At 67.1% G+C, this 26,015-nt stretch carries 25 protein-coding genes and 2 pseudogenes; 12 read left to right on the top strand and 15 right to left on the bottom strand.

The features are described 5' to 3' along the window. The 4 genes from SJH88_RS07040 to SJH88_RS07055 form a co-directional block, all read left to right on the top strand. The coding region (locus SJH88_RS07040) for an acyl-CoA synthetase family protein (protein ID WP_274754022.1) at positions 1–635 on the top strand (635 nt) is incomplete at its 5' end. 39 nt (positions 636–674) lie between these two features. Further along, positions 675–1,355, top strand: coding sequence for an iron-containing redox enzyme family protein (locus SJH88_RS07045; RefSeq protein ID WP_274754023.1), 681 nt, complete (start codon positions 675–677; stop codon positions 1,353–1,355). Continuing rightward, positions 1,352–2,233: an SDR family oxidoreductase gene (locus tag SJH88_RS07050; RefSeq protein ID WP_274754024.1), complete on the top strand. Its 882-nt coding sequence runs from the start codon at positions 1,352–1,354 to the stop codon at positions 2,231–2,233. Before SJH88_RS07045 ends, SJH88_RS07050 begins: the two co-directional genes overlap by 4 nt. 40 nt (positions 2,234–2,273) lie before the next feature. Continuing rightward, on the top strand, positions 2,274–2,969 hold the full coding sequence (locus tag SJH88_RS07055; RefSeq protein ID WP_274754025.1) for a tetratricopeptide repeat protein: 696 nt from the start codon (positions 2,274–2,276) through the stop codon (positions 2,967–2,969). Positions 2,970–2,990: 21 nt separating this feature from the next. Here the strand turns inward: SJH88_RS07055 and SJH88_RS07060 are convergent, their stop codons facing one another. The 11 genes and pseudogenes from SJH88_RS07060 to SJH88_RS07110 all read right to left on the bottom strand — a co-directional run bounded on the left by SJH88_RS07060 (position 2,991) and on the right by SJH88_RS07110 (position 14,763). Further along, positions 2,991–4,349 (bottom strand): ATP-binding protein, encoded by a 1,359-nt coding sequence (locus SJH88_RS07060; RefSeq protein ID WP_274754026.1) that lies wholly within the window; start codon positions 4,347–4,349, stop codon positions 2,991–2,993. Next, entirely contained in the window at positions 4,346–5,020 is a 675-nt protein-coding gene (locus SJH88_RS07065; protein ID WP_043381211.1) for a response regulator, read from the bottom strand. Before SJH88_RS07065 ends, SJH88_RS07060 begins: the two co-directional genes overlap by 4 nt. A gap of 74 nt (positions 5,021–5,094) precedes the next feature. Further along, the gene (locus SJH88_RS07070) at positions 5,095–5,334 is read right to left on the bottom strand and encodes a hypothetical protein (protein WP_154164837.1); all 240 of its coding nucleotides are present in this window, start codon (positions 5,332–5,334) and stop codon (positions 5,095–5,097) included. Positions 5,335–5,483: 149 nt separating this feature from the next. Beyond that, complete coding sequence (locus SJH88_RS07075) at positions 5,484–6,056, bottom strand: alkylhydroperoxidase domain protein (RefSeq protein WP_197022614.1); 573 nt, start codon at positions 6,054–6,056, stop codon at positions 5,484–5,486. A gap of 144 nt (positions 6,057–6,200) precedes the next feature. Further along, positions 6,201–6,767, bottom strand: a pseudogene (locus SJH88_RS07080) (CMD domain protein); the annotation flags it as partial. Between the two features lie 16 nt (positions 6,768–6,783). Next, entirely contained in the window at positions 6,784–7,872 is a 1,089-nt protein-coding gene (locus SJH88_RS07085; protein ID WP_274754028.1) for a putative FMN-dependent luciferase-like monooxygenase, read from the bottom strand. Continuing rightward, entirely contained in the window at positions 7,811–9,571 is a 1,761-nt protein-coding gene (locus SJH88_RS07090) for a dipeptide ABC transporter ATP-binding protein (protein WP_274754029.1), read from the bottom strand. Before SJH88_RS07090 ends, SJH88_RS07085 begins: the two co-directional genes overlap by 62 nt. After that, the gene (locus tag SJH88_RS07095; RefSeq protein WP_083215382.1) at positions 9,568–10,512 is read right to left on the bottom strand and encodes an ABC transporter permease; all 945 of its coding nucleotides are present in this window, start codon (positions 10,510–10,512) and stop codon (positions 9,568–9,570) included. The genes SJH88_RS07090 and SJH88_RS07095 overlap by 4 nt, the downstream gene beginning before the upstream one ends. 4 nt (positions 10,513–10,516) lie before the next feature. Further along, on the bottom strand, positions 10,517–11,458 hold the full coding sequence (locus SJH88_RS07100) for an ABC transporter permease (protein ID WP_234686825.1): 942 nt from the start codon (positions 11,456–11,458) through the stop codon (positions 10,517–10,519). Between the two features lie 9 nt (positions 11,459–11,467). After that, positions 11,468–13,135: a TIGR04028 family ABC transporter substrate-binding protein gene (locus SJH88_RS07105; protein WP_274754030.1), complete on the bottom strand. Its 1,668-nt coding sequence runs from the start codon at positions 13,133–13,135 to the stop codon at positions 11,468–11,470. 11 nt (positions 13,136–13,146) lie between these two features. Continuing rightward, positions 13,147–14,763 carry a TIGR04028 family ABC transporter substrate-binding protein gene (locus SJH88_RS07110; RefSeq protein ID WP_239223921.1) on the bottom strand — a complete coding sequence of 539 codons (1,617 nt, stop codon included), beginning with the start codon at positions 14,761–14,763 and terminating at the stop codon, positions 13,147–13,149. 297 nt (positions 14,764–15,060) lie between these two features. On the opposite strand from SJH88_RS07110, the gene SJH88_RS07115 reads away from it, so the two are divergent. The 7 genes and pseudogenes from SJH88_RS07115 (at position 15,061) to SJH88_RS07145 (ending at position 21,572) form a co-directional block, all read left to right on the top strand. Then, complete coding sequence (locus SJH88_RS07115) at positions 15,061–15,882, top strand: VOC family protein (protein ID WP_274754031.1); 822 nt, start codon at positions 15,061–15,063, stop codon at positions 15,880–15,882. A 75-nt stretch (positions 15,883–15,957) separates the two neighbouring features. Continuing rightward, positions 15,958–16,785: a MetQ/NlpA family ABC transporter substrate-binding protein gene (locus tag SJH88_RS07120; protein WP_234686829.1), complete on the top strand. Its 828-nt coding sequence runs from the start codon at positions 15,958–15,960 to the stop codon at positions 16,783–16,785. 79 nt (positions 16,786–16,864) lie between these two features. Next, positions 16,865–17,623 (top strand): MetQ/NlpA family ABC transporter substrate-binding protein, encoded by a 759-nt coding sequence (locus SJH88_RS07125; RefSeq protein WP_420921725.1) that lies wholly within the window; start codon positions 16,865–16,867, stop codon positions 17,621–17,623. A gap of 8 nt (positions 17,624–17,631) precedes the next feature. Then, positions 17,632–18,705: a methionine ABC transporter ATP-binding protein gene (locus SJH88_RS07130; protein ID WP_274754032.1), complete on the top strand. Its 1,074-nt coding sequence runs from the start codon at positions 17,632–17,634 to the stop codon at positions 18,703–18,705. Beyond that, a complete protein-coding gene (locus SJH88_RS07135) occupies positions 18,689–19,342 on the top strand; it encodes a methionine ABC transporter permease (RefSeq protein ID WP_274754033.1) in 654 nt (217 codons plus the stop codon). Before SJH88_RS07130 ends, SJH88_RS07135 begins: the two co-directional genes overlap by 17 nt. A gap of 155 nt (positions 19,343–19,497) precedes the next feature. Continuing rightward, entirely contained in the window at positions 19,498–20,442 is a 945-nt protein-coding gene (rpoH, locus tag SJH88_RS07140; protein ID WP_042414991.1) for an RNA polymerase sigma factor RpoH, read from the top strand. A gap of 129 nt (positions 20,443–20,571) precedes the next feature. Beyond that, positions 20,572–21,572 (top strand): annotated as a pseudogene (locus SJH88_RS07145) (Bug family tripartite tricarboxylate transporter substrate binding protein). Positions 21,573–21,653: 81 nt separating this feature from the next. On the opposite strand, the gene SJH88_RS07150 reads toward SJH88_RS07145, so the two are convergent. The 4 genes from SJH88_RS07150 to SJH88_RS07165 form a co-directional block, all read right to left on the bottom strand. Further along, complete coding sequence (locus SJH88_RS07150) at positions 21,654–23,390, bottom strand: putative bifunctional diguanylate cyclase/phosphodiesterase (RefSeq protein ID WP_274754034.1); 1,737 nt, start codon at positions 23,388–23,390, stop codon at positions 21,654–21,656. Positions 23,391–23,510: 120 nt separating this feature from the next. After that, on the bottom strand, positions 23,511–24,128 hold the full coding sequence (locus tag SJH88_RS07155; protein WP_183303047.1) for an SCO family protein: 618 nt from the start codon (positions 24,126–24,128) through the stop codon (positions 23,511–23,513). A gap of 85 nt (positions 24,129–24,213) precedes the next feature. Then, positions 24,214–24,909: a hypothetical protein gene (locus SJH88_RS07160; protein ID WP_274754035.1), complete on the bottom strand. Its 696-nt coding sequence runs from the start codon at positions 24,907–24,909 to the stop codon at positions 24,214–24,216. Further along, positions 24,890–25,666 carry an SURF1 family protein gene (locus SJH88_RS07165; protein WP_331699410.1) on the bottom strand — a complete coding sequence of 259 codons (777 nt, stop codon included), beginning with the start codon at positions 25,664–25,666 and terminating at the stop codon, positions 24,890–24,892. Before SJH88_RS07165 ends, SJH88_RS07160 begins: the two co-directional genes overlap by 20 nt. 24 nt (positions 25,667–25,690) lie before the next feature. On the opposite strand from SJH88_RS07165, the gene SJH88_RS07170 reads away from it, so the two are divergent. Further along, positions 25,691–25,921: a twin transmembrane helix small protein gene (locus SJH88_RS07170; RefSeq protein WP_155895360.1), complete on the top strand. Its 231-nt coding sequence runs from the start codon at positions 25,691–25,693 to the stop codon at positions 25,919–25,921. Positions 25,922–26,015 lie beyond the last annotated feature (94 nt).

Raw genomic sequence — 26,015 nt, forward strand, 5'->3', positions numbered from 1 at the left:
GTGCTGGCCGCGCCGGGCCTGGCATCCCGGCCTACGAAGGCTACGGCCTGTCGGAAGGCGCCTCGGTCCAGACCCTGAACCTGCCCGGGCGTGACCGGCCCGGCAGCGCCGGGGCTGCGCTGCCGCACGCGCAGCTGCGCATCGCCGCCGATGGCGAGATCGAGGTGGCGGGCAGCCTGTTCAGCGGCTACCTGGGACAGGCCACGCCCGTGGGCCTCTGGTGGCCCACCGGGGACCTGGGGCGCCTGGACGCCGACGGCTTCCTGCATGTGGACGGGCGCAAAAAGCATGTGCTGATCACCGCCTTCGGGCGCAATGTCGCCCCCGAATGGGTGGAAACCGCGCTGGGCAACGAAGCCGCGATTGCCCAGGCGGTGGTGCTGGGCGACGGCCAGCCCTTCCTGAGCGCCGTGCTCTGGCCGGTGACACCGGCCACCAGCAATGCGCAGCTGCAGGCCGCGATTGATGCTGCCAACCTGACGCTGCCCGACTACGCCCAGATCCACCACTGGTGCCGGGGGCAAGCCCCCTTCACCAGCGAATTCGGCATGGCCACCGCAAACGGCCGACCCCGGCGCGAGGTCGTGCGCCACGTCCATGCCAGCGCGCTGGGCCTGGAAGCCCGCGGCGCCTAAAGGCCCCTCCCCCCATTTGTCCCACCTGAGGAAATCGTCATGAGCTTTTACCAACGCCTGGCCACCGAGACCGCCCCCGACCGTGCCGGCCTGCTGGGCACCCCCATCATCCAGGGCTGCCTGCAGGGCCAGGTCTCCCTGCCCAGCTACCAGGCCTTCTTGCGCGAAGCTTTCCACCATGTGCGCCACACCGTGCCGCTGCTGCAGGCCTGCCAGCAGGCCCTGCCGGCCCGCAACGCCTGGCTGCACGCCCCCCTGGACGAATACATCGAAGAGGAGCAGGGGCACGAGCTGTGGATCCTGGACGACATCCGCGCCAGTGGCGGCGACGCCGAAGCCGTGCGCCACGGACCTCCGGGGCATGCCACGGAAGTGATGGTGGCCTATGCCTATGACACCATCGCCCGTCGCAACCCGTTGGGTTTCTTTGGCATGGTGCATGTGCTGGAAGGCACCAGCGTGGCCATCGCGCTGATGGCCGCCGAGCAGATCCAGCAGCCGCTGGGCCTGCCGGACGCGGCCTTCAGCTACCTGCGCTCGCACGGCACGCTGGACCAGGAGCACACCGCCCATTTCGCGTTGCTGATGGACCAGGTGCAAGCCCGCGAGGACCAGGAGGCCATCGTGCATGCGGCCAAGGCGTTTTACCGCCTGTACGGCGATGTGTTCCGCAGCCTGCCCCTGCCCCAGGCCGCCACAACCAGCGAGGTGCCGGCATGAAAATCAGCGACTGCAAGGTCTTGCTCACTGGCGCCAGTGGGGGCATTGGCTCGGCCTGCGCCCAGCGCCTGGTGCAGGCCGGTGCCAGCGTGATGCTGACCGGCCGCTCGCCGGCGCGTCTGGCAGCGCAGGCCCGAGCCCTGGTGCGCGAAGGCGGCGTGCCGCGCGAGCGGGTCGAGTGGTATGCCACCGACCTGACCCGCGTGACCAGCCTGGCGCCGCTGGCCCAGGTGGCCGCCGAATGGCAGTGCAACGTGCTGGTGCACGGGGCGGGCATGCCGGCCTTTGGCCGCTTCGAGTCCTTCGATGCCAACACCATGGCGCAGGTGATGTACCTGAACCTGTTTTCGCCCATGCTGCTCACCCAGGCCCTGATGCCCCACCTGCGCCAGCAGGCGCAGGCACGCGTGGTGTGCATAGGCTCGGTCCTGGGACGCCTGGGCCTGCCCGGCTACAGCGTCTACAGCGCCAGCAAGTTCGGGCTGCGCGGCTTTGCCGAAGCCCTGCGCCGCGAGGTGGCCGACAGCACGGTGCAGGTCCAGTACCTGGGCCCGCGCAGCACCCGCACCGCATTCAACAGCGAGGCCGCCCAGCGCTACAACCAGGCCACCCGCACGGCCATGGACGATGTCGACACCGTTGCCCAGGCCCTGCTGCGCCTGCTGGAGCGCGGCGAGGCCGAGCGCTTCCTGGGCTTCCCCGAGGCCCTGGCGGTGCGCCTCAACGGTCTGGCGCCGTCACTGCTGGATGGCGCCTTTGCCACCCACCGGCGCAGCCTGGACCCGCTGGAACTGCCGCCCCCCCTGGCACTGAGCCCGGTGGTCGACTTCACCAGCCCGCCCCGGGACGCGCACTCGCTGCGCGCCCAGGAACTTTGACACCTGCCCCTCCCCCCACGCACCTGCAAGGAGTCCGACCATGCCCTTCGCCCCCCAAGCCCTGCCCCCCCTGACACCACACCGCCGCCAGTTGCTGGCCATCGGCCTGCTGACGGCCAGCGCCACCCTCACCGGCCTGCTGCCCCACCACGCCCAGGCGGCACCGGCGGACGACGCCGTCGCCGAGCTGCAGCACGACTGGGAAAGCATCCGCTACCAGGCCCCCGCACCCGAACGCAGCCAACGCTTCGAGGCGTTGGCTGCCAAGGCGCACAAGGTCAGTGCCGCCCACCCCGGACAACCCGAACCCCTGGTCTGGGAAGGCATCATCGTCAGCTCGCTGGCCGGTGAAAAAGGCGGCCTGGGGGCACTCGGACTGGCCAAGCAGGCCAAGGCCCTGTACGAGGCGGCGATTGCCATCAACGGGGATGCGCTGGAAGGCTCGGCCTACAACAGTCTGGGGGTGCTGTATTACAAGGTGCCAGGCTGGCCGGTGGGCTTTGGCGACAAGGCCAAGGCCAAGGAGCTGCTGCAAAAGGCCCTGAGCCTCAACCCCAAGGGCATCGATCCCAACTTCTTCTATGGCGAGTACCTGGTGGAAACCAAGCAGCCCGATCAGGCCATCCCCTACCTGGAGCGCGCGCTGCAGGCGCCAGGGCGCCAGGGGCGGCAGATCGCCGATGCAGGCCGGCGCGAGGAAATCCGCAGCCTGCTCGACAAGATCAAGCCGCGCTGAACCGGGGCTGCCGGCCAGGACTCAGCGGTGGGCGGCATCAAACTGCATCCTGGCGCGCACACCCTGGCCATCGTCGCGGGTGCCCATGCGCAGCTCCAGGCCATGCAGCTGGGCAATGCGCCGCACGATGGAAATGCCCAGGCCGCTGCCGCCATCGGGTTGGCCATCGGGCCGGTAAAAGCGCTCGCCCAGGCGTTCCAGTTGCTCGGGGGGCAGCGGGGGACCGTCGTTGTCCACCTCCAGGTGCTCACGGCCAAAGCGCAACACCACCGCACTGCCTTGCGGGGCATAGCGCACGGCGTTGTCCAGCAGGTTGCGCAGCAGCACGGTCAGCAAATGGGGATTGCCAAGCATGGGCAGCGGATGCCCCCCGGGCGACGGCCACTCGCAGGCCAGCTCAATGTGCCGGCGCGTGGCCAGGGCCAGGCAATCGCCCATGGTCTGCTCGACGATGGCCTGCCAGTCGATTTCGGTCTCCATGTCGGGGATGACCCCGGACTCGGCCCTCGACAGCGCCAGCATCTGCGTGACCAGGCGCTCCATGCGATCCAGGCCAGCACTGAGCTTGTTCTCGGCCAGCCGCCGCTCGGCCGGCGTGCTGGCCTGGCGCACCACATCCCACTGTGCACGCAGCACCGCCAGCGGGGTGCGTAGTTCGTGCGCGGCATCGGCCGTAAAGCGGCGCTCGCGCTGCAGCAGTTGCTGGATGCGCACGAACAGGCCATTCATGGCCCCCAGCAGCGGACGCAGCTCGGTCGGGGCATCGTCCTCCGGCATGGGATGCAGGTCTTGGGCATCGCGGGTGGCCAGTTCATCGGTCAGTCGGTGCATGGGCGCCAGCGCCCGGCGGACCGCCCAGGCCATGACCACCAGCAGCACAGGCAGCACCAGCAGCCAGGGCACGACCTGGGCCAGCGTCAGGCCATAGACCAGCTCATCGCGCTCGTACAGACTCTGGCCCGCAGCGACCTGCCACTGGCCATCGCTGGACGACAGGTAGTACAGCCGCCAGGGCTTGCCCTGCACCTCCAGGTTCGTGAACCCGGTGGTCTGCCCACGAAATGGCAAGGCCATGCCATCGCGATCGGCCAGTGCCAGGTGCCCATGTACATCCCACACCGTCACGGCCAGATCGCGCACATCGGCATCCCCGCTGGCCTGGCCCCCGATGGCCGTCATGGGCAACAGCGGGGTGGTATCAGGTTGCGGGTAGCCCTGCCCCAGCGTGGCCTGCACCTGCTGCGCCAAGCGCACCAGCTGGGTGTCAAACAGCTCATTGACTTCGTGCCGGGCCTCACGGACCGAGAAATAGAGGGCCACACCCCAGACCAGGGGCGCACAGACCAGCAGATACAGCAACAGGCGGCGCTGCAAGCTCATGGCGCCACCCCGCAGGCCCCCAGGGCGTAGCCCACCCCCCGGACGGTGCGCACGATGCCGGGGTCGATCTTGCGCCGCAGGTGGTGGATGTGCACCTCCAGCGAATTGCTCTCGGGCTCTGTGCCACTCCAGTCGTACAGCTTTTCCAGCAGGTGCGAACGCGACAGCACCCGCTGGGGCTGGGCCAGCAAGGCCTCGAGCACGGCCAGCTCACGCCCCGTCAGCGCCACGGGAGCCCCACGCCAGTGCACGGCCTTGGCGGCGGGATCGTAGGCCAGCTCCCCGTGCTGCCAGACGGCCTGGGTGTGCCCTGCGGTGCGGCGCGTCAGGGCCCGCAGCCGCGCGGCCAGCTCGTCCTGCGTGATGGGCTTGACCAGGTAGTCGTCGGCCCCGGCGTCCAGCCCGGCGATGCGCTGCTCCACCGCATCGCGCGCGGTGAGTACCAGGATCGGCAGTTGCAGGCCCGACTGGCGCCAGCGCTGCAGCCACTCCATGCCATCGCGCCCCGGCAACCCCAGGTCCAGCACCACGGCATCGAAGGGGGCGCCGGCCAGCGCGGCATCGGCTGCGGCGCCATGCTGGAACCAGTCGACGGCATGGCCGCGCTGGCGCAGCCCCTGTGCCAGGGCGTCACCAAGCAGGCTGTCATCTTCAACAATCATCAGGCGCATAACGTGGCATCACGAGGGGCAGGAGTCCCATTCTCTTCGAAACCGTGTGCCACGCCACCACCTGTCGGCACCGTTCAGCCCGAACACCCCACCAGGTTCCACCCCGCAGTCGCCACCAGCGTGCACAAGGCGGAGCCATCAAAACGCAGCACGCTGTCCCCGGCCATCGCACGGTAGAACTCGCAATCCAGCGCCAGGATCAGCAGCAGTGCCCCAGCCAGCGCAGCCAGGCGCAGCACCTGCACGATGCGGCGCCGCCCAGGGCGCAAGCGGGTGGATGGCGGGGGGGGATCGGGCATCGAAACGAGAGACATGGGCACTCCTCCAAGGACTGCCCGCATTCTGGAAACCCCAGATTTGTTTTTGCTTAACGCCGTCCTGGGAGCGCGCCCGCTTGCACAGCCCCAGGACGGCCGGCGGGAGGAGGACTGCCCCCCGCGCGGCACGCCCTTTCGCCCACAGCTCAATAGCGCGGTGCGCCCAGCGACAGCATCAGCCGGTTGGCCCAATTGAAGAAGGCTGCCGCATGCACCAGGTCTGCCGCCGCCTGGGCATCCAGGCCCTGGGCGCGCAAGGCCGCCACGTGCGCGACCTCCAGGCGCTGCGGCGTGGCCGTCAGCGCCACGCTGGCGTCCACGATCGCATTCCAGCGCGCGCCCAGATCGGCCTGCACGCCCTCATCCAGCAGGCGCTGCACATCGTCCTTGCGGTGCGAGAAGTGGCTGGCAAAGCGCGCATGCACGGACGCGCAGTAGATGCACCCGTTGTAGCGCGAGGTGGCGGCCGCCGCCAGCTCACGCTCGGCCCTGGGCAGACCCGCCGCGGGGTTGTAGAAGATGTCCTTGTCGGTGCGGGTGCGTGCGCCCAGCGTGTCCGGGTCGCGCGCCAGCAGGCGGAAGTACGGGGATTTGGCACGCGACGCATCCACCAGCCCGTCCAGGTGGCGGGGCGTCAGCGCCCCTTCATCCAGCGGCGCCAGCCAGGGCTGCCACTGCAGCTCGGCCTGGGTGAACACCACGGGCTCCGCACCCGGCACCGGAGTGGCAACCGCTGCAGCAGCACCCTGCTGCGACGCCGTGCGACGCACGGCGGGCCCTGGCTCGACCTGCCAGCCGGCGGCCAGCACGCGCAGACCATCGACCACACGCAGCTGAAAGCTCAGGAACGCCACCAGTTGCGACAGCACGACGATATCGTCGGCCTGCCAGCCGGCGGCTTCCAGGGCCCGCACGCGCTGCGGTTCAGCATCACGGGGGTGGAACACCAGGAAATGCGCGTGCAGCAAGGCGGCATGCAAGCGCTCGCCCAGCACCGCACGCAGTGCCTGCGACAGCTGCAGCGCGGTGCCGTCCTGGTCCTCGGCCGTCAGCGGTCCGGCCGGAAAGTGCCCGTACGGGCCTTGCGTGGCACCTGCAGCCGCTGCATGGCGCACGGCCTCGAACCAGTGGGGCGACAGCTCCTGCAGCAGTTGCAGGTGCCAGTCTGCAGCCTCGGCCTGCTGGTGCAGCAGGGACACGAAGGCGGCCACGGCATGGCGTTCGGCACGGCTCACCTGCCCGGCAACCGGGGCCGTGGGGGTAAACAAGGCCTCGTGGCTTCTCTGCGCCTGGGCCCGTGTTTCAGGGCGTGCACGGCGCAGCTGGTCCAGCCAGTCACCGGGGGCGATGCCTGCCAGAAAATCGATCACATCCACCTGTTCCAGGGGCACCCCGGGCAGGGTGGGCTTCGCTTGCGACAGTTCGGTCATGGGAATACTCCTGGGTTCAGGCGGGTTGCAGCTCGGAAATGGCCGCCGGGGCAGCGACCGGGGCGGTGGTGGTGCCGGGGGCGCTCCAGCCCAGGGCGGGGGCCACGTGCCGGGCCGTCAGCTCCAGCGAACGCAGGATGGCCGCGTGCGGGGGATCGATGGAATGCACCTGGAACACCAGGTCCGTCGTGCGCGCCAGGGCCGTGTCGGCCTGCAGCGAGGCGATGACCTCGTCCGGCGTGCCCAGGTGCACGTCATAGGCCTTGATCAGAGCCTCCAGCGGCGCCGCCGGGTCAACGCGCGGAAAGGGTCCGGCCACCGGCTTGGCATGGCGCACCGCCAAGCGGCGCAAACCGGTTTCGGCCCAGCGCAGCGCGTCATCGCGGCGATCGGCCACGAACAGGGTCCGCGAGCCCAGGATGCGCGGCGCCTGCCCTGCGGGCAAGGCTGCCAGGTAGGCATCGATGATGGGGTTCTGAATGTCCGACAGCGACAGGTCCGGCGTCGCCGCGGGACGTGGCTGGGTGCGCGACAGCATCAGCCCTTCCCCGGCAGCCCCGGCACGCTGGCCGCCCTCCACCGAGAAGGTGGCCTGCCAGACGCGCTGCAGCAGATGGGCGGCTGTCGGATAGACCCGCACACCGCCCTGCAGCGCATCGCCACGCCATGCGGCCCGCAGCACCTCCAGGTTGCGGCCGTAGACGGCGCCACGGTCCTGGCTGGCCACGCCGAAGGCCTCGAACGACTCGGCCGTGCCCCCGGTGCCCAGGCCGATTTCCAGTCGTCCACCGGACAGCAGGTCCAGCACGGCGGTGTCTTCGGCGACACGGATGGCGTTCTCCATGGTCAGCGTCACCACCCCGGTGCCCAGACGGATGCGCTGCGCACGCTGGGCCACGTGTGCCAGGAACACCAGCGGGGATGGCAGGCCGCCTTCGTTTTCATGGAAATGGTGCTGCGCGACCCAGGCCGAGTCAAAGCCCAATGCCTCGGCATGGACGATCTGCTCGGTCACCAGGCGATAGCGCTCGCCCGCGGGCACGTCATCCAGCAAGCGGCTGAAGTAGCCCAAGCGTTTCTTCGTTGGTGGTGTGAGATTGGACAAAATCGATACTCCTTGTGCCGGGAATGGCAGCGATCAGTTCACGGGTGTAATGGCTGCGTGGCTGCAGGAAAACCTGCTCCACCGTGCCCTGCTCCACCACCTTGCCGTGCTGCAGCACGGAGACGGTGTGGGCGATCTGGCGCACCACCGACAGGTCGTGCGTGACAAATACATAGGTCAGTTGCAATTGCTGCTGCAGGGCTTCCAGCAGCCGCAGGATCTGCGCCTGCACGGTCACATCGAGGGCGGACACGGCTTCATCCAGCACCAGCACCTCGGGCTGCAGCACCAGGGCCCGGGCAATCGCCACCCGCTGGCGCTGCCCCCCGGACAGGGCATGCGGCCGGCGCCCCTGCAGCTCTGCAGCCAGGCCGACCCGCGCCAACGTGTCCTGCACCCGCTGGTGGCGCGCAGCGGCCGGCAGCCGGTCGAAGTTGCGCAGCGGCTCTTCGACAATGTCGAACACCGTCTGGCGTGGGTCCAGCGACGCGAAAGGGTTCTGGTAGACCAGTTGCACCTTGCGCCGGAACTGGCGCAGGGCCTCACCGCGCAAGGCTGTGACATCCGTGCCGGCGATCTGGATCTGGCCTGCCGTCGGCCGCAGCAGGCCCACCAGCGCACGGATGGTGGTGGTCTTGCCCGACCCGGACTCCCCCACGATCGCGTGCGTGCTGCCACGCCGCGCCTGGAAGGACACGCCATCAACGGCCAGGAACGGTTCCTCCTGGCCCGGCACCCTGAACTGCTGGCGCAGGCCCTGCACCTGCACCGCCAAGTCCTGCCCCCCATCGTCCACCAGGGGCGCACGGACGGGCTGCGCGGACAAGGCCGGCGCATCGGCCAGCAACTGGCGCGCATAGGCGCTGTGCGGCTGGCGCAGCACCTGCAAGGTCTCGCCAGCCTCCTGGACCTGACCATGGCGCAGCACGACGATGCGGTGCGCACGGTCAGCGGCCACCCCCAGGTCGTGGGTCACCAGCAGCACGGCCGTGCCCGTTTCGCGGCGCAGGGTGTCGATCAGATCCAGGATGCGGCGCTGCACGGTCACGTCCAAAGCGCTGGTCGGCTCGTCGGCAATGATCAGCGCGGGCTTCAGCGCCACCGCCATGGCGATCAGCACGCGCTGCTTCATGCCCCCCGACAGCTCGTGCGGGTACTGGCGGTAGCGCAGCTCGGGCCGCGTCAGGCCCACCTTGCGCAGCAGCTCCACCACCTGTTTTTCCACGGCCACGGCATCGCGCCAGCCGTGCAGCTGCAGCACCTCGGCCACCTGGGCGCCAATGGTGCGCACCGGGTTCAGCGAGGCTGTGGGGTCCTGCGGCACCAGGCTCACCACCCGGCCCCGCAGGCTGCGCCACTGCGCCTCATCCGCCCGGGTCACATCCTGGCCCAGCAGGCGGATGTGCCCCCCGACCACCTGGCCGTTGCCGGGCAGCAGGCCAATCGCCGCCTGGGAGGTGGTGGACTTGCCCGAGCCCGACTCGCCCACCAGGGCCACCACCTCGCCGGGCCGCACCGTCAGCGACACACCGTGCACCACCTGGCGCAACTGGTCGGCCTCCCGGTAGGCGATGCGCAGCTGGTCGATCTCCAACACGGCATCCGGCAGCACCGCTGGGGCCGTTGCCGTGGTGGGCGCCACGAGCGGCAGCCCGGCCGTGCGCAGCCAACGCTGCCGCCAAAATTGCCAGGCACTCATGACTGCCCCCCTGCCAGCGACACACTGATGCGGTTGACCGCCAGCACCACCGCCACCACCACCAGCCCCGGCACCGTGGTCAGCCACCAGGCTGTGGACAGGTAGTTGCGCCCTTCGGCAATCAGCAGCCCCCATTCCGGCGTGGGCGGCGGTGCGCCATAGCCCAGGAAGCCCAGCGTGGCGATGGCCAGGATGGCCGAGCCGAACTGCAATGCTGCCAATGCCACCACCGAGGTCAGCGAATTGGGCAGGACATGCCGCCACAGCACGGCACGGAAGCGCCCGCCACTGCCAAACGCGGCCTCGACATACTCGGTCCTGCGCACCCGAACGACTTCCGAGCGCACCAGCCGCGCAAAGCAGGCCACAGAGGCCACCCCCACGGCAATCGCGGCATTCACGGTGCCGAAGCCCAGCACGATGATGATGGCCAAGGACAGCAGCAGGGACGGCACCGCCAGCAGGACATCGACCAGGCGCATCAGGACATCGTCCGTGCGGCCGCCCACGGCCCCGGCCAGCAAGCCCAGGGTGGTGCCCACCAGCAGGCCCACGCCCACGGCCACCAGGGCCCCCGACAGCGAGTGCACGGAACCATGGACGACACGCGCCCAGACATCGCGCCCCAGCGCATCGGTCCCCAGCCAGTGGCCGGCATGCGGTGCACGCAGTTGCTGGCCCGCCTGGCCGACCAGCGGGTCATGGCTGCTGAACCAGCCGGGCACGATGGCCCACAGCAGCACCAGCGCCACCACGCCCCAGGCCAGCCACAGCCCCAGGGGCGCACGTGCCAGTTGCCGCCGCAGCACCTGCCAACCCCGGCGCTGGGCGCGTGGTGCCGCCTGCGGGGGGGCGCTTAACCCCTGGTGCTGTGGGGCGGCGCCCACCGGTTGTGGCGGCAGCTGCAGCGCCACCCCTTCGTTGTGTGTGAGTGCATTCATCGCGTCAGCCTCCTGCTGCATAGCGAAGCCGTGGATCCAGCCATGGATAGAGCAGATCCACGATCAGATTGATCGTTACAAAGGCCGCGGCCGAGACCATGACCACGGCTTGCAGGACGGCGGTGTCCTGGTTGCCCACGGCCTGCTGGGTCAGGCTGCCCAGGCCGTTGAGGCCAAACACCGCCTCGGTCACCACGGCACCGGCCAGCAACTCGCCAAACAGCACCCCGGCCATGGTCAGCACGGGCAACAGGGCATTGCGGGCGGCATGGCGCAGCAGCACGTGCAGCTGCGACGCCCCCTTGGCCCGCGCCACGGCCACATAGGGCTGGGCCATGGCGGCGTCCAGGTTGCGCATCAGGATCTGCGCCAGCGGTGCCGAGATGGGCACGGCCAGTGTCAGCGTCGGCAGGATCAGTCCCTGCCAGGGGCCGGGGTTGATCACCGGCACCCACCCCAGGCGGAAGGACACCCACTGGATCAGCATGATCCCCAGCCAGAACACGGGGATGGACACGAACAGCGAAGGCAGCGACTGCAGCAGCGCCCGCACCGCCCGAACGCGCACCACACTGGCCGCCAGGGCCAAGCCCAGGGCCAGCAACAGCGCCGCCGCCAAGCCCAGCGTGGCCAGGCGCAAGGTGGGGGGCAGGTTGGTGGCCAGACCTTCACGGACGGGCACCCCGGCCTGCAGCGAATAGCCGAAATTCCCCGTCAGAAACTGGCCCAACGTATGCAGGTACTGGCGCCAGGCAGGTTGGTCCGTGCCGTAGGCGGCCTGGATCTCGGCAATCTGCTCCGGCCCCAGGCCCAGGTCCGGGTTGAGGAACTTGATCAGGACAGCATCGCCGGGCATCAGCTGCAACAACACGAACGAGGTGGTGAAGGCGGCCCACAGCACCAGCAGGGCCTGACCGATGCGCCGCCACAGATAGGAAGTCGTCATGCGAAGCCCTCAGTGCTTGTCCAGCCAAGTGGTATAGAAGCTGGGCCGACCCACCGCCTCGAACGCCACCTCCTTGACCCAGGGGGCACCCGCAAACACCTGAGGCTCCTCGAACAAGGGAATCACATAGGCCTGGTCGACCAGGTAGTGCTGCACCTCGCGCGTCAGCGCCAGCCGGCGGGACACCACCGGCTCCCGGGCGATCGCGTCCAGCAGGCCGTTGAGCTTGTCATCCACAAAGCTGTGGACCTTCTGGCTCACGCCGCCCTTTTGCAGCAGCAGGTTGCGGTTGGTGGGGTAGTAGTTGCTCTTGATCACATCCGGATCGGCGCGACCGACCATGGCCGGGATCAGCGGTGTCTTGAGCGGGTCCAGGCTGTCCAGCGTCTTGCTGCCCAGATCGCCCGCCAGCACGTTGAGCCGGACGCCCACCTGCGCCCATTGCTGGGCCACCAACTGCAGCACTTCCTTGTTCTGCAGATAGTTCAGCGACTCGTAGGTGGTCAGCACCAGGGGCTGGCCGTCCTTTTCGCGGATGCCGATGGTGCCGGGCTTCCAGCCTGCGTCATCCAGCAGGGCCTTCGCCTGCTCGGGATTGAACTTCAGCTTGTCCGACAGGTCCACATAGCCCGCCGCCGTGGACACGATCACGCCAGTGGCCTGCGGATAGTGGGCCGAGAACAGCGTCTGCACGATCTGCCGCGCATCGGTGGCGTGCAGCAGGGCCTTGCGCACGCGCACATCCGCCACCAGGGGGTTGTCGGGGCGGAAGGCCAGGCTGTCGTTCACACCGCGGGTGGAGGAAGCGTAGATGAGGAACTGCTGGTCCTGCACCCGCTTTTCGTCGTAGGCCTGGATCTGGCGAATGAACCCCGCCTGCCCGGCCAGCAGTGCGCCGATGCGCACCCCGTCCTCGGGTGCCACCACGATCTGTATGCCATCCAGCCGTGCGCGCCCCTGGTGGGCCAGCTTGGCAGGGCCCCAGGCATAGTCCTGGCGCGCCACCAGGTGCAACTCCTTGCCCAAGGTCTCGCTGGCCACGACGAAAGGACCGGAGCCAATCACCTTGGTCGCATCCCCCAGCTCATCCAGCGGTAGGGCCAGCGTGGCCACCGACACCAGGCCCGAGCCGATCACCGACGTGGCCTGCAGGAAGCCCGGCGATGGCTGGCTGAAGTAGAACCTGACCGTGTGCGCATCCACCACCTCGCTGCGCTGGTAATTGTTGATGACCTCGGACACCGAATGCTTGAGCGCCTTGTTGCCCAGCCCGAAGGTGTCGAAGTTCTTGGCCACGGCGGCCGCATCCAGCGGTGTGCCGTCCGAGAAGGTCACGCCCTGGCGCAGCCGGAAGCTGTATTCGGTCGCTTCATCGTTGACCGTCCAGGACTCGGCAATCCAGGGCTCAATCTCCAGCGTTGTGGGGTTCTGGTAGGTCAGCTTGTCGGTGATCTGGTTCAGGATGCCGCCGTTGGGGTAGAAACCGCCGGCCGGTGGGTAGAGGCTGGTGTGGGCCTGTTGCTCCAGGTACACCAGGGTGACGCCCTGGATTGGCACGCCGGACTGCGCTGGCGCATCCGCCGTGCCGCTCTGGGGCGAGCAACCGGACAGCCACAGACCTGCGGCTACGGCTGCCAGCAGCAGCCCTGTGCGGCGGGAAATGGTTTGTTGCACCATGGGTGTCACCTTCAACGCTTGCTCAGCCAGGTGGCGTAGAAGCTGGGACGGCCCACGGCCTCAAAGCCCACGTCCTGCACCCAGGTGGCCCCTGCGAAGGCCTGCGGCTCCTCGAAGATCGGAATCACATAGGCCTGCGCGATCAGGTAGCGCTGCACCTCACCAGCCAGTTGCAGACGCCGGGTGGTGTCGGTTTCCGCGGCAATCGCATCCAGCAGGCCATTGAGCTTGTCGTCCACAAAGCTGTGGACCTTCTGGCTCACGCCGCCCTTTTGCAGCAGCGCATTGCGGTTGCTCGGGTAGAAGTAGCTCTTGATCACATCCGCATCGGCACGCCCCACCATGCCGGGTGTCACCGGCGTCTTGGTCGGATCCAGGTTGTCCACGGCACGGCTGCCGGCATCCCCGGCCAGCACATTCAGCTTGACACCCAGCTTGCCCCATTGCTGGGCCACCAGTTGCAGGGTTTCCTTGTTCTGTGGCTGTGGCAGCGCCTCGTAGGCGGTCAGCACCAAGTCCTGCCCGTCCTTCTGGCGCAGGCCCTGGCTGCCCAGGGTCCAGCCGGCTTCGTCGAGCAGGCGTTGGGCTTTCTCGGGATCGAACCGCAGCTCCGACGCCAGATCCACATAGCCAGCCGCCGACTTGGCCACGACCGAGGTGGCCTGTGGATAGTTCGCGGAAAACAGGGTCTGCACCACCTCGGCCGTGTTCGTGCCGTGCAGCAGCGCCTGGCGCACCCGCAGGTCCGCCACCAGCGGATTGTCCGGACGGAAGGCGACGCTGTTGTTCACGCCACGCGTCGAAGGTGCGTAGATCTGAAAGCCCTGTTCCTGCACACGCTTTTCGTCATAGGCCTGCACCTGGCGGATCAGGCCGGCCTGCCCCGACAGCAGGGCGCCGATGCGCACACTGTCTTCGGGGGTCACCACGAAGCGGATGCTGTCCAGGCGTGCACGCCCCTGGTGCGCATGCCGGGCCGGGCCCCAGTTGTAATCAGCCCGTGCTTTGAGTAGCAGTTCCTTGCCCAAGGTCTCGCGCTCCACCACGAAGGGGCCCGAGCCGATGATGCGCGTGGCATCACCCAGCTCTTCGAAGGGCCGCTCCAGCGTGGACAGCGACACCAGGCCGGAGCCGATCACCGACGTGCCCTGCAGGAAGCCGGGCGACGGCTTGCTGAAGTAGAACTTCACGGTCAGCGGATCGACCACCTCGCTGCGTTCGTAGTTGTTGATCACTTCGGACACCGGCAGCTTCAGGGACTTGTTGCCCAGGCCATAGGTGTCGAAGTTCTTGGCCACGGCCGCCGCATCCAGCGGGGTGCCGTCGGAGAACGTCACACCGGCGCGCAGCTTGAACGTGAACGCCGTGGCGTTGTCGTTGATGCTCCAGGACTCGGCAATCCAGGGCTGGATTTCCAGCGTCTTTGGGTCCTGGTAGGTCAGCTTGTCCGTGATCTGGTTGAGCACCCCGCCATTCGGATAGAAGCCACCCGCTGGGGGATACAGATTGGTGTGCGCCTGCTGCTCCAGATAGACCAGTTCCCCGCCCTGCACGGGGACGCCCTGCTGTGCGGCGGTCTCCGTGCCGGTTTGCTGCGAGCAGCCGGCCATCCAGACCCCTGCCACCATGGCTGCCAGCCACCACCCTTGACGTTTGCTTTTGCTGTGTTTCTGCACGAGACCATCCATCCTTCATGCCATTGCGGCGCTGTAATGCAAGAACTGGGAAGGCAAAACCCCTCTCCAGCTGCCATGCATGCTAGGAAGTGCACTCGCTTTTTTGAAGCTATGTTTTCACGCTTAGATATGCACGAAACAGATATGAATTCGGTGGCGTCGGACGCATAAGCAAGCGCATTTTTCGCATTTGTGCGCGGCCCCTGAAAACCCGATGCTGGCGCTTTCCCTCCTTCGAGAAAGCCCCCCATGTCACTGCCTTTGGACCACATCGTGATTGCCGTGCACGATCTGCACAGCGCCATCCATGACTACCGCAACCTGGGATTCACCGTCACCTCGGGCGGCGACCACCCGGGCCGCGCCACCCACAACGCGCTGGTGGTGTTCCAGGACGGCTCCTACTTCGAGCTGATCGCCTGGAAGGCCCCAGAAGCAACCCATCCCTGGTGGCCCAAGCTCAGCCGCTTCGGCCCCGGCATCGTCGACTTTGCGCTGCTGCCCGGCACCACCCCCCAGGTGGTGGCGCAGGCGCTGTCGCGCGGCCTGGCCTACCAGCCCCCGGTGGATGGCGGGCGGCTGCGCCCCGACGGGGTGGAACTGCGCTGGCAGAACGCACGTCCTGCCACGCCCGATCTGCCTTTCCTGTGCGGCGACGTGACGCCCCGCGCCCTGCGCGTGCCCGAAGGCCCGGTGCGCGAACACGCCAATGGCGTGCAGGGCGTGGCCGAGCTGCGTGTGGCCGTGCACGATGTGGCTGCCACGCTGGAACGCTACCGCGCCCTGCTGGGTCTGGCGGAGGTCCCGGTCCCCGCCGAAGGTGCTGCCAGCCTGCAACTGGGCCGCACCGTGCTGAAGCTGGAAACCGCCAGCGCCGGTGCCGAGGCCGCGCAGCGGCTGGCCCTGCAGGGTGAAGGCCCGTTTGCCATCGGCCTGCACACCACCCAGGCCCACCTGCTGGGCCCTGTGGTGCATGGCCACACCCATGGCGCACAGCTGGAGCTGATTGCCTTGCCTGAGATGTTGGCCGGCACCGCCCCTCGCCCTCATGCGCAAAGCGCATTTGCATAGCCGCAAAGCTTCGTTGCCCGGGCCCCGGCGGCCCGGAATACTGCCTTTTACTTCCTCCCACCGACCGGTTTCACCATGAACAAACGCGACTTTCTACGCACCTCTGCCGCCTTCCTGCTGCCGGCCGCCGCAGGCACCTTCTCCGCCCTGGCCACTGCGGCTGCCACCACGCCGGCCCTGATCCGCGTGGGCGTGCGCGGGGGTGTGGACGAGGAGATCTGGGAAGTGGTGACCAAGGTCGCCAAGGAGCGCGGCCTGAACGTCAAGCCCGTGGTGCTCAGCGGCTCGGTCAGCCCCAACGAAGGCGTGCACAACGGCGACCTGGAAGCCAACTCCTTCCAGCACCAGCCTTTCCTGCGCGACCAGAACCAGCAGCGCGGCTACCAGCTGGTGTCGGCGGGTGACACCTACATCTCGCCCATCGCCTTCTATTCCCGCAAATACAAGCGCCTGGCCGACCTGCCTGCCGGCGCGCGCGTGGGCATTCCCAACGACCCCAGCAACCAGACCCGAGCCTTGGTGGTGCTGCGCGACCAGGGGGTGCTGGATCTCAAACCCGGCTTCGACCCCTTCACCGGCACCGCCTCCCTGGCCGATGTGACGGCGCTGCGCCAGAAGGTGGAGCTGGTGGAAGTGGCCTCGGTGGTGCTGGCCCGTTCGCTGGACGATCTGGCCGCCGCCGCCATCGTCAACAGCTTTGCCTACCAGGCGGGACTGATCGCCACCCGCGACGGCATTGCCGTGGAAAAGCGCGAGCGTAACCCCTATACCAACCTCATCGCCGTGCGCGCCAAGGACCAGGACGCCCCTTGGGCCAAGCAGCTCGTGGCCGCCTACCACTCCGAACCGGTGCGCCAGTTCATCCTGCAGAAATACCAGGGCTCGGTGATCCCCGCGTTCTGAGAGAGCCTTCCATGATCCATTTTTCCCGAACTTCGCGCCGCGGCGCCCTGGCCGCCCTGCTGGGCGCCGGCGCCACCACCTGGCTGCAGCTTCCTTCCGCCCAGGCGCCCAGCGCGTGCGCGTGGGCATCCGTGGCGGCATCGGTGAAGAGCTGTGGGCCGAAGTGGCCAAGGCCGCCAAGGCCAAGGGCCTGGATGTGCAACTGGTCGTGCTGGGCGGTGCCGTCAGCCCCAATGAGGCACTGAACAACGGCGACCTGGAGGCCAATGCCTTCCAGCACCTGCCCTTTCTGCAGGACCAAGTGCGCCAGCGCGGCTACCAGATCGTCTCCGCAGGCAACACCCTGATCGCCCCGATCGCCTTCTACTCCCACAAGCACAAGCGCCTGCAGGATCTGCCGGCCAAGGCACGCGTGGGCATCCCCAACGACCCCAGCAACCAGACCCGCGCCCTGGTTATCCTGCGCGACCAGGGGCTGATCCAGCTGCGCGACGGGTTCGACCCCTTCTCCGGCACCGCAGGGCTGGCCGACATCACCGCCAACCCGCGCCAGCTGCAGCTGGTGGAAGCCGCCTCCAACGTGCTGGCCCGCTCGGTGCCCGATCTGGATGCCACCGCCGTCATCAACACCTTTGCCTACCAGGTCGGCCTGATCGCCACCCGCGACGGCATCGCCGTGGAAAAGCGCGAGCACAACCCCTACGTCAACATCATTGCCGTGCGCAGCAAGGACCAGGACGCGCCCTGGGTCAAGGCCCTGGTGGCGTCCTTCCAGACCGAGGCCATCCGCCGCTTCATCGAAACCAAGTACGAAGGCACGCTGATTCCGGCGTTCTGAGCGACTGCATGACCACCCTCCCTCCTCCGGTGCAGCTGGCACCGCACATCGTGTTCGACGGCGTGGGCAAGTCCTACGCCGGCCGCAGCAGCCAGGTCCAGGCGCTGTCGGGCGTGAACTTTGACATCCACCATGGCGAGGTATTCGGCATCATCGGCCGCAGCGGCGCCGGCAAATCGACGCTGCTGCGCACCATCAATGCGCTCGAGACCCCATCCGAAGGCCGGGTCCAGATCCATGGCGTGGACCCGGCGCAGCTGGACGAAAACGCCCTGGTCGCGCTGCGCCGGCGCATCGGCATGATCTTCCAGCACTTCAACCTGCTGTCCGCCAAGACCGTGCGCGAAAACGTGGCCCTGCCGCTGCGTGTGGCCGGCGAACGCCCGGCCATCATCAAGGCCCGGGTGGACGAGCTGCTGGCCCTGGTCGGCCTGTCGGACAAGGGCCATGCCTACCCGGCCCAGCTCTCCGGCGGCCAGAAACAGCGCGTCGGCATTGCCCGCGCCCTGGTGCACGGGCCCGAAGTGCTGCTGTGCGACGAAGCCACCAGCGCGCTGGACCCGGAAACCACGCAGTCCATCCTGTCCCTGCTGCGCGACATCAACCGCCAGCTGCACCTGACGGTGGTGCTGATCACCCACGACATGGCCGTGATCCGCGCCATCTGCGACCGCGTGCTGGTGCTGGACCAGGGCCAGGTGCAGGAAATCGGCGAGGTCTGGCGCGTCTTCGGTGCACCGCAGTCTGCCGCCACCCAGGCGCTGCTGCAACCATTGCAGCAAGGCCTGCCGCCCGACCTGGCCCGCCAGCTGCTGCCCCAGCCCTCCAGCAGCGCCGACCGCGCCGTGCTCAGCCTGCGCTTTGCTGGCGCCCAGCGCCCCCAGGGCCTGCCGCTGCAGGCCCTGGTCGCACTGGGCAGCCAGGCCACCTTGCTGCATGGCGGGCTGGACCGGTTGCGCGGCCATTCTCTGGGTCAGTTGCTGGTGTCCACACCAGCCACCGGCCTGCCTTCCCTCGATGCACTGCGCCACTCCACCGGCGCCGACCACCTGGAGTTGCTGGGCTATGTCCGCGCCGATTGACAGATACCTGCAGGCTTTTGCCGAAACCCTGTTGATGGTGGGTATCTCCTCGCTGATCGCCATCAGCCTGGGGCTGCTACTCGCCATCGTGCTCACCATAACCGGCCCGCGCGGTCTGTACACCCGGCCGCGCTTTTACAAAGGGCTGTCGGTAACGGTGAACATCTTTCGCGCCATTCCCTTCATCATCCTGCTGGTGGCCTTGCTGCCTGTCACCCGCAGCATCGTCGGCACCACCTTGGGCACCTGGGCGGCCGTGGTGCCGCTGTCGGTCAATCTGATCCCCTTCTATGCCCGCATCGCCCAGGTCAGCCTGAACGATGTGGATCCGGGCCTGGTGGAAGCCGCACGCGCCATGGGCTGCAAGCGCTGGCACATCGTGCGCCATGTGCTGCTGCCCGAAGCCCTGCCCGGCATCATCGGCGGCATGACGGTGAGCGTGATCGCCATGGTCAACGCCTCGGCCATGGCCGGTGCCGTGGGCGCTGGTGGCCTGGGCGACCTGGCCATCCGCTACGGCTACGAACGCTATGAAACCCTGGTGATGTTCGAAGTCATCGTGATCCTGGTGGCGCTGGTGTCCATCGTGCAGTTCGCCGGCGAGTTCCTGTCGCGGCGCGTCAACCACCGGCACTGATCCAGCATACCGGCAGGGCCGCATGCCTTGGCCTCCACATCCGTGCGGCTACTCTGCCTGCTATTTCCCGCTGCCGCCAAAGCTTGGGAACTTATGACTTAGCACTCAATCACAGAGAGTGCTAACATGAAGCAATGGATGAAAGGATGACTGCAATGACCTATACCACCGGCACCGTTGCGGCTTCGGCCTTGGCACCTGCAAATCCTTGGGCCTTGGTGCCACCTCTGGGCAATCTGGATGCCTACATCACGGCCGTGAACCGGCTGCCCATGCTCACCCAAGAGGAAGAGCAGGACTACGCCCGCAAGCTCAAAGAACACAACGACCTGGATGCCGCCGGGCGCCTGATCATGTCCCACCTGCGTCTGGTGGTCTCCATCTCGCGCCAGTATCTGGGCTATGGCCTGCCCCAAGGCGACCTGATCCAGGAAGGCAACGTCGGCTTGATGAAAGCCGTCAAGCGCTTTGACCCCGCACAGAATGTGCGCCTGGTCAGCTATGCCATGCACTGGATCAAGGCAGAGATCCACGAATACATTCTGAAGAACTGGCGCATGGTCAAGGTGGCCACCACCAAGGCACAGCGCAAGCTGTTCTTCAACCTGCGCTCCATGAAGCAAGGCATGCAGGCCGATGCCGCCCTGGACGACGAACTGACCCTGCGCGATACGCTGACCGAGCAGCAGATCGACGCCATGGCCGCCAAACTGAACGTCAAGCGTGAAGAGGTCATGGAGATGGAAACACGCCTGGCCGGTGGTGACGTCTTGCTGGACCCTTCGCCCAGCGATGATGGCGAGCATGCCTTCGGCCCGATTGCCTACCTGTCCGACGCTGCGCACGAACCCACGCAGATGATCGAGTCGCGCCAGCGCGATGTGCTGGCCACCGACGGCATCGCCCAGGCGCTGGACAGCCTGGATGCCCGCAGCCGCCGTATCGTGGAAGAACGCTGGCTGAAGGTCAACGACGATGGCTCCGGGGGTATGACCCTGCACGAACTGGCCGCCGAGTACGGCGTGAGCGCCGAGCGCATTCGCCAGATCGAGGTAGCGGCCATGAAAAAGATGAAAAAAGCGCTGACTGAGTTTGCCTGAATGTGCTGCTGCACCATCTGGCCTACACCGGCCAGATGACAGCCCCACCAAGCCCGGATAATTTCCGGGTTTTGTTTTTTCCACCCAAGCCCATAGATTTCTCGCAGCTTCTCCGCATCCATCGCCACCATGAACTTTCTCCGCCCCTTCACCCGACGTTCTGTCCTGGCTGCAGGCACCGCATTGGTAGCAGCCGCCAGCACCCATCTGGCCTTTGCTGCCGACTGGCCATCCAAGCCCGTGCGCATCGTGGTGGGCTTCCCGGGGGGCTCCTCGCCGGACCTGACCGCCCGCACCTTTGCCGATCCTCTGTCCAAGCTGCTGGGGCAACCCGTCATCGTGGAAAACAAGGTGGGCGCAGGTGGCAACATTGGTGCCGCCGAAGTGGCCCGCGCCAAGGACGACCACACCATCGGCCTGATGATCAACGGCAACATGACGATTGCCAAAATCCTCAACCCTGCGGCCCCCTACGACCCGCTCAAGGATCTGGCTCCACTCTCGCTCATCGGGGTGTCCCCGCTGGTGCTGACCGCGCCAGTCGAGCAAGCTGGTGTGCCCAAGAACGTCGATGCCAAGGCCTTCTTTGCGGCTGCACGCGCCGCCGGTGACAAGTGGAGCTATGGCACTCCGGGGATTGGCACCATCGGCCATCTGGGCACCGAACTGCTCAAGGCCCGCAGCGGCATCGCCCCGATCCATATCCCCTACAGCGGCTACCCCCAGGTTGCCACCGCCATGCTGGGCGGTCAGCTGCAGATGGCCCTGCTGCCACCAGCGCTGGCACTGTCCCAGGCGCAAGCCGGCAAATTGCGGCTGATTGGTGTGACGTCCAGCGGGCGCAGCGCGCTGGCTCCCGGGGTACCCAGCCTGGTGGAAGCAGGCATCAAAGACTTTGACCTGCAGATCTGGAATGCGTTTGCGGCCCCCGCAGCATGCCTGAGGCCCTGCGCACCAAGCTGGCTGGCATGCTGGTAGAAATTGCTCGCACCCCGGAAGTGCGCGAAAAGCTGTTTCAGCAGGGCTGGCAGATGGTGGCCACCTCGCCCGAAGGTTTGGCCAACCGTGTGCAGAAAGACACCCAGGAACTCAGCCGCCTGATCAAGGAACAGAAGATCAGCAACCAGTAAATCGCACACCCCCTGGATCGCCAAGCCGTCCCTCTGTGGCGGCTTTTTTTGGCCAGTCCACTCGGTGCGTGCGGTGCTCACTCACAGGTGCTGCACACGCCAGGCATCAAACTGTGACGCGCTCATGGCCTTGGACGACAGCCAGCCCTGGTAGCACCGGCACCCCAGCTTTTCCAGTTGCGCCCGCTGGGCCTCGGTCTCCACCCCCTCGGCCACCATGTCCAGCTCCAGGGCATGGCACAGCTGCACCATGGCGCCCAGCAACTTGTCCCGCAGGCGACCGGCACGCATGAAATCCTTGCCCAGCTTCAAGCGACGGACCGGCAAGAACTGCAAATAGGCCAGCGATGAATGCCCGTTGCCAAAATCATCCAGCGCCAGCCCCACCCCCAGCTCCGCCAGCTCTCCCAGCACACGGCAGGCATGCTCCGGGTCCTGCATGGCCTGGGACTCGGTCACTTCCAGCTCCAGCCAGTGGGCTGGTACCTGGTGCCGCACCAGGGCCGCACGCACCTGGTCCACCAGGTTGTGCTGGCGCAGTTGCTGGGGCGAAAGGTTGATCGCCACCCGCACGGGACGCTCGTGGTCCATCCATGCGCGGATCTGCCGGCATGCGGCATCCAGCACGTAGCTGCCAAGCCCCAAGATCAATCCCGAAGACTCGGCGACCGGAATGAAGCGATCCGGCGGGATCTCCCCCAGCACAGGATCGGTCCAGCGCAGCAGGGCTTCCACACCACAGACCTTGCCTGTGGCCGTTTCGATCTGGGGTTGGTAATGCAACTGAATGCCGCCATAGCCCAGGGCCAGCCGCAGGCGCTCCGACAACAGCACTTTCTCGGCCATGGCGTGTCCCATGCTTTCCTCATAGAACACAAAATTGCCGCGACCGCGTTCCTTGGCGCGGTACATCGCCATATCCGCACAGCGCATCAAGCTGGGAGGATCGCGTGCGTCCAGCGGAGAGAGGCCCACCCCGATGCTGGTGCCAAACTCGAGTTGCACCTGCCCCCACGCACAAGGCGCCTGCATGGCATGCAGGATCTGTTCGGCCCACTGGGCCGCAACGTCGGCATCGGCATGGGGCAACAGCACGGCAAACTCGTCGCCCCCCAGGCGTGCCAGCCAGCCCTGGCTGCGCAGCACCGCTTTCAGGCGCTTGGCCACTTCCTGCAGCACATGGTCGCCTGCCGGGTGGCCATAACCATCATTGATGGCCTTGAAATTGTCCAGGTCCAGCAAAAGCAGGGCCGATGGCTCGCCCGTGACCTGGGCCTGCTGCATGCACTCCTGCAAGTGCTGCTGGAATACCCAACGGTTGCCCAGGCCTGTGAGCGTGTCGTGCGTGGCCTGGTACTGCATGCGCTCTTCCATGCGCCGCATGTCGGTGACATCCCGCACAAAAGCCGCCACCAAGGGCTGCCCCTTGCGCAAGAAGCTGCCCAGGGCGATGTCCACAGGAATGTGCACCCGGTCTTTGCGCTGCAGCCACAGGATGCGCCCCTGCCCCATGTTGTGCCTGCGCGGCTGCTGGAAGAACTGTTGCAGATCCCCCCGGTGCTGCGCATGCAAGGCTTCGGGCAGAAGAATTTCTACCGACTGTCCGCGCAACTCCTCGGCCGAAAAGCCCGAGATCAAGCCCATCGCGGAATTGCTCACCAGAATGCGCCCCTGCGGATCAATCAACAGGATGCCGTCGGGCGCGGCATTCCACGCCTCCAGCATCCAGTCGTTCAGCATCGCCTCCTCCACCGCCGGGGCGGTGCCGCCCGAACGGGCCGCTGGGTGAGATGCTGGGGCGAATCCGGTATTGCTCATGTGCCAGCCCGATGGCTGCCCACCGCCGTGCAGCAGCCAGCCTGACTTGCATGCGCTATCACACGGGCAAACGCGTTGCAACGGCGGCATGCACCCGGTAGCCCACGGCGGGCGCAAGGCTTAGGCGGCTGCAGTTTCATCCAGCAAAGCCTTGGCGTCCTTGGCCAACGCCTGCGCGCCCTGCCCATAGCGGTGGTAGACGCGCAAACGCCCCTGGGGATCGTAGAGGTACAGGCCCGCCGAATGGTCCAGCGTATAGCTGCCTGGCTGGCGACCCTCGACCTTCTTGAAGAAAACCTTGAAGTCCTTGGCCACGGCCGCGATGTCGTCCTTGGAGCCGGTCAGTGCCACCATCCGGGGATCGAAGGCCTCAGCATAGGCGCGCAGCACTTCGGGGGTGTCGCGGTCCGGGTCCAGCGACACAAACACCCCTTGCAGGCGTTCGCCCTGCGCCCCCAGCAAGGCCTTGGCCTCCACCAGCTCCTGCAGGGTCGTCGGGCAGACATCCGGGCACTGGGTATAGCCAAAAAACACCACCACCACCTGGCCGGCGAAATCCTTCACGGAACGGCGCTGGCCCTTAGCATCTGGCAACGGAAAGTCCTTGCCGTACTCGGCGCCGGTGATGTCCACGCCCTCAAACTTGATCGGCGCAGGCTTGCACCCGGCAAGCAGGGTGACAGCCCCGGTGGCAAAAGCCCCTGCGATCAGGGTCTGCAAGGCATTTCTTCTGTGCATGGCAATCTTCGACAAATTCAGGCGGTCCATGCCGCAACCATAACCGACTGGCGAAGGCCCCCCGCAAGCCCGGGTTTGCGCCATGTCAGCGTCCCGGCTGGTCCCACGAGGACGAGGCCCGCAGCAAGCGCTCCAGATCGCGCCGGGCCTTGGCGGCGTCGGCGGCCTGCAGGCCCGCTGGAAAGCGCAGCATCCAGTGGCCTTGCGGGTCAATCATATACAGGTGTTCCGACAGCGCGTGCCCGGCGGCAGGCTGCAGCCAAGCGCCCAAGGCGGCAGCATCGACCTGCAGCACCTGGGCCGATTGCAAGGCCGCCTGCAAACGCGCGGGCGGCCGTTGGCCATCCTGGATCAGCCACACCCAGTCGACACGCTCCTTGTCGCGGCCCAGGCTCTCACGCAGTTGGCGCTGCAGGTACAAATGCTGCTCGCACGCGGCATCACAGGCACCGGGCGCGGTACTGAGCAGCAGCCACTGCCCCTGCAACTGGGCCAGCGGCACTTCCTGCCCCTGCAGGGTGCGGGCCATCAGGCCGACAGGCAGGGCGCGCTGCGGTTCGATCAATTCACCAAAATTGCGCCGCCCTTCAGGGCGGATCACGTAGTACGTGAAATAGGACGCCACCACCGGGGCGGCGCAGACCAGCAGCACGGCCAGCATCTTCCAGCGCCCCGTGCGCTGGCGTTGGGCGTCATGGGCCTGCGCGCGCAAGGCCTGGATGCTGGGTGGGTTGTGGACGGTCAGCCCCAGGGGCTGCAAATCAGTCTGGTTGTGCGACATGGGAAGCCTGGACGTTACGCAATGGCCGCAGCCATTGAAACCACAGAACCATCACCGCCAGGACGGCAGAGATGGCGAACCATTGGAAGGCATAACCGTGGTGGGTGGCAACACCACTGCCAGGCTGCGGCCAGGCGCGCAACAGGCCTTCGCTGGCGGCACCGCTCTGGACCACGGTCACGGGCCACAGGGGCAGGCCACTGGCCTGGGCGAAGGCCCCCAGGTCCAGGTTCTGCCGTATCTGCGGGTGCTGGGCATCGCTGGACTGGGCATCGCCCAGCTCGTAAAGGCGGGCGGGTGGGCCGGCCAGCCAGCCCTGCACCGTCACCGGGCCTGCTGGGGTCTGCACCGCCTGCAAGGCCTGCCGGTCCTGGAAATTGCGCGCAATCCAGCCACGCTGCACCAGCACGGCCTGGCCGCTGCCCAGTTGCAGGGGGGTGAACACATAAAATCCCGGGCGTCCCTGCATCTGCCGGTTGTCCAGATAGATGCTGTGCGCCGGCAGCCACTGGCCTTGCAGCACCACCGGCCGGTACAGCAGCGCCTGCACATCGCCAGCCTGGGCCTGCAGTGCCTGCTGCACGCCGGTGGCATCCAGGGGTTGCGCCGCGGCCTGGGCCTGCATCGCCAGGTGCCGCTGCTGCTTTTGCGCCGCCCGGTCCAGCTGCCAGAACCCCAGCGCGATGGCCACGCCCACCCCCAGCATGCCGCCCAGGGTGGCCAGCCAGCGCCACAGGTTGCCCCGCTTGCGCATCATGGGCAGCTCCCCATAATGGGCCGCATGACATACGCAGTGGCTTTGTTCTTTCTGGCGATCCTGGCCTGCCTGGCGGCGGCAGGGTTCTTCCTGCTGCGCAAAGGCGACGATGGCGCCAACGATGCCCAGCGCAGCCAACGCATGGCCCGCGCACTGGCCTGGCGCGTGGGGCTGTCCGTGGTGCTGTTCCTGTGCCTGCTGCTGGCATGGAAGCTGGGGTACATCCAACCCACGGGCTTGCTGCGCGCTGCATGACATAAAAAAGAGAGCTGCTTGCGCTGAATTTCTGAGGCATTCAATATGCTTGGATATTGAATCCTTGGATGGGCGTGCGCTAGCTGCTCTCTTT

It is taken from the genome of Comamonas sp. GCA5 (genome assembly GCF_036541385.1).
Classification (GTDB): Bacteria; Pseudomonadota; Gammaproteobacteria; order Burkholderiales; family Burkholderiaceae_C; genus Comamonas; species Comamonas aquatica.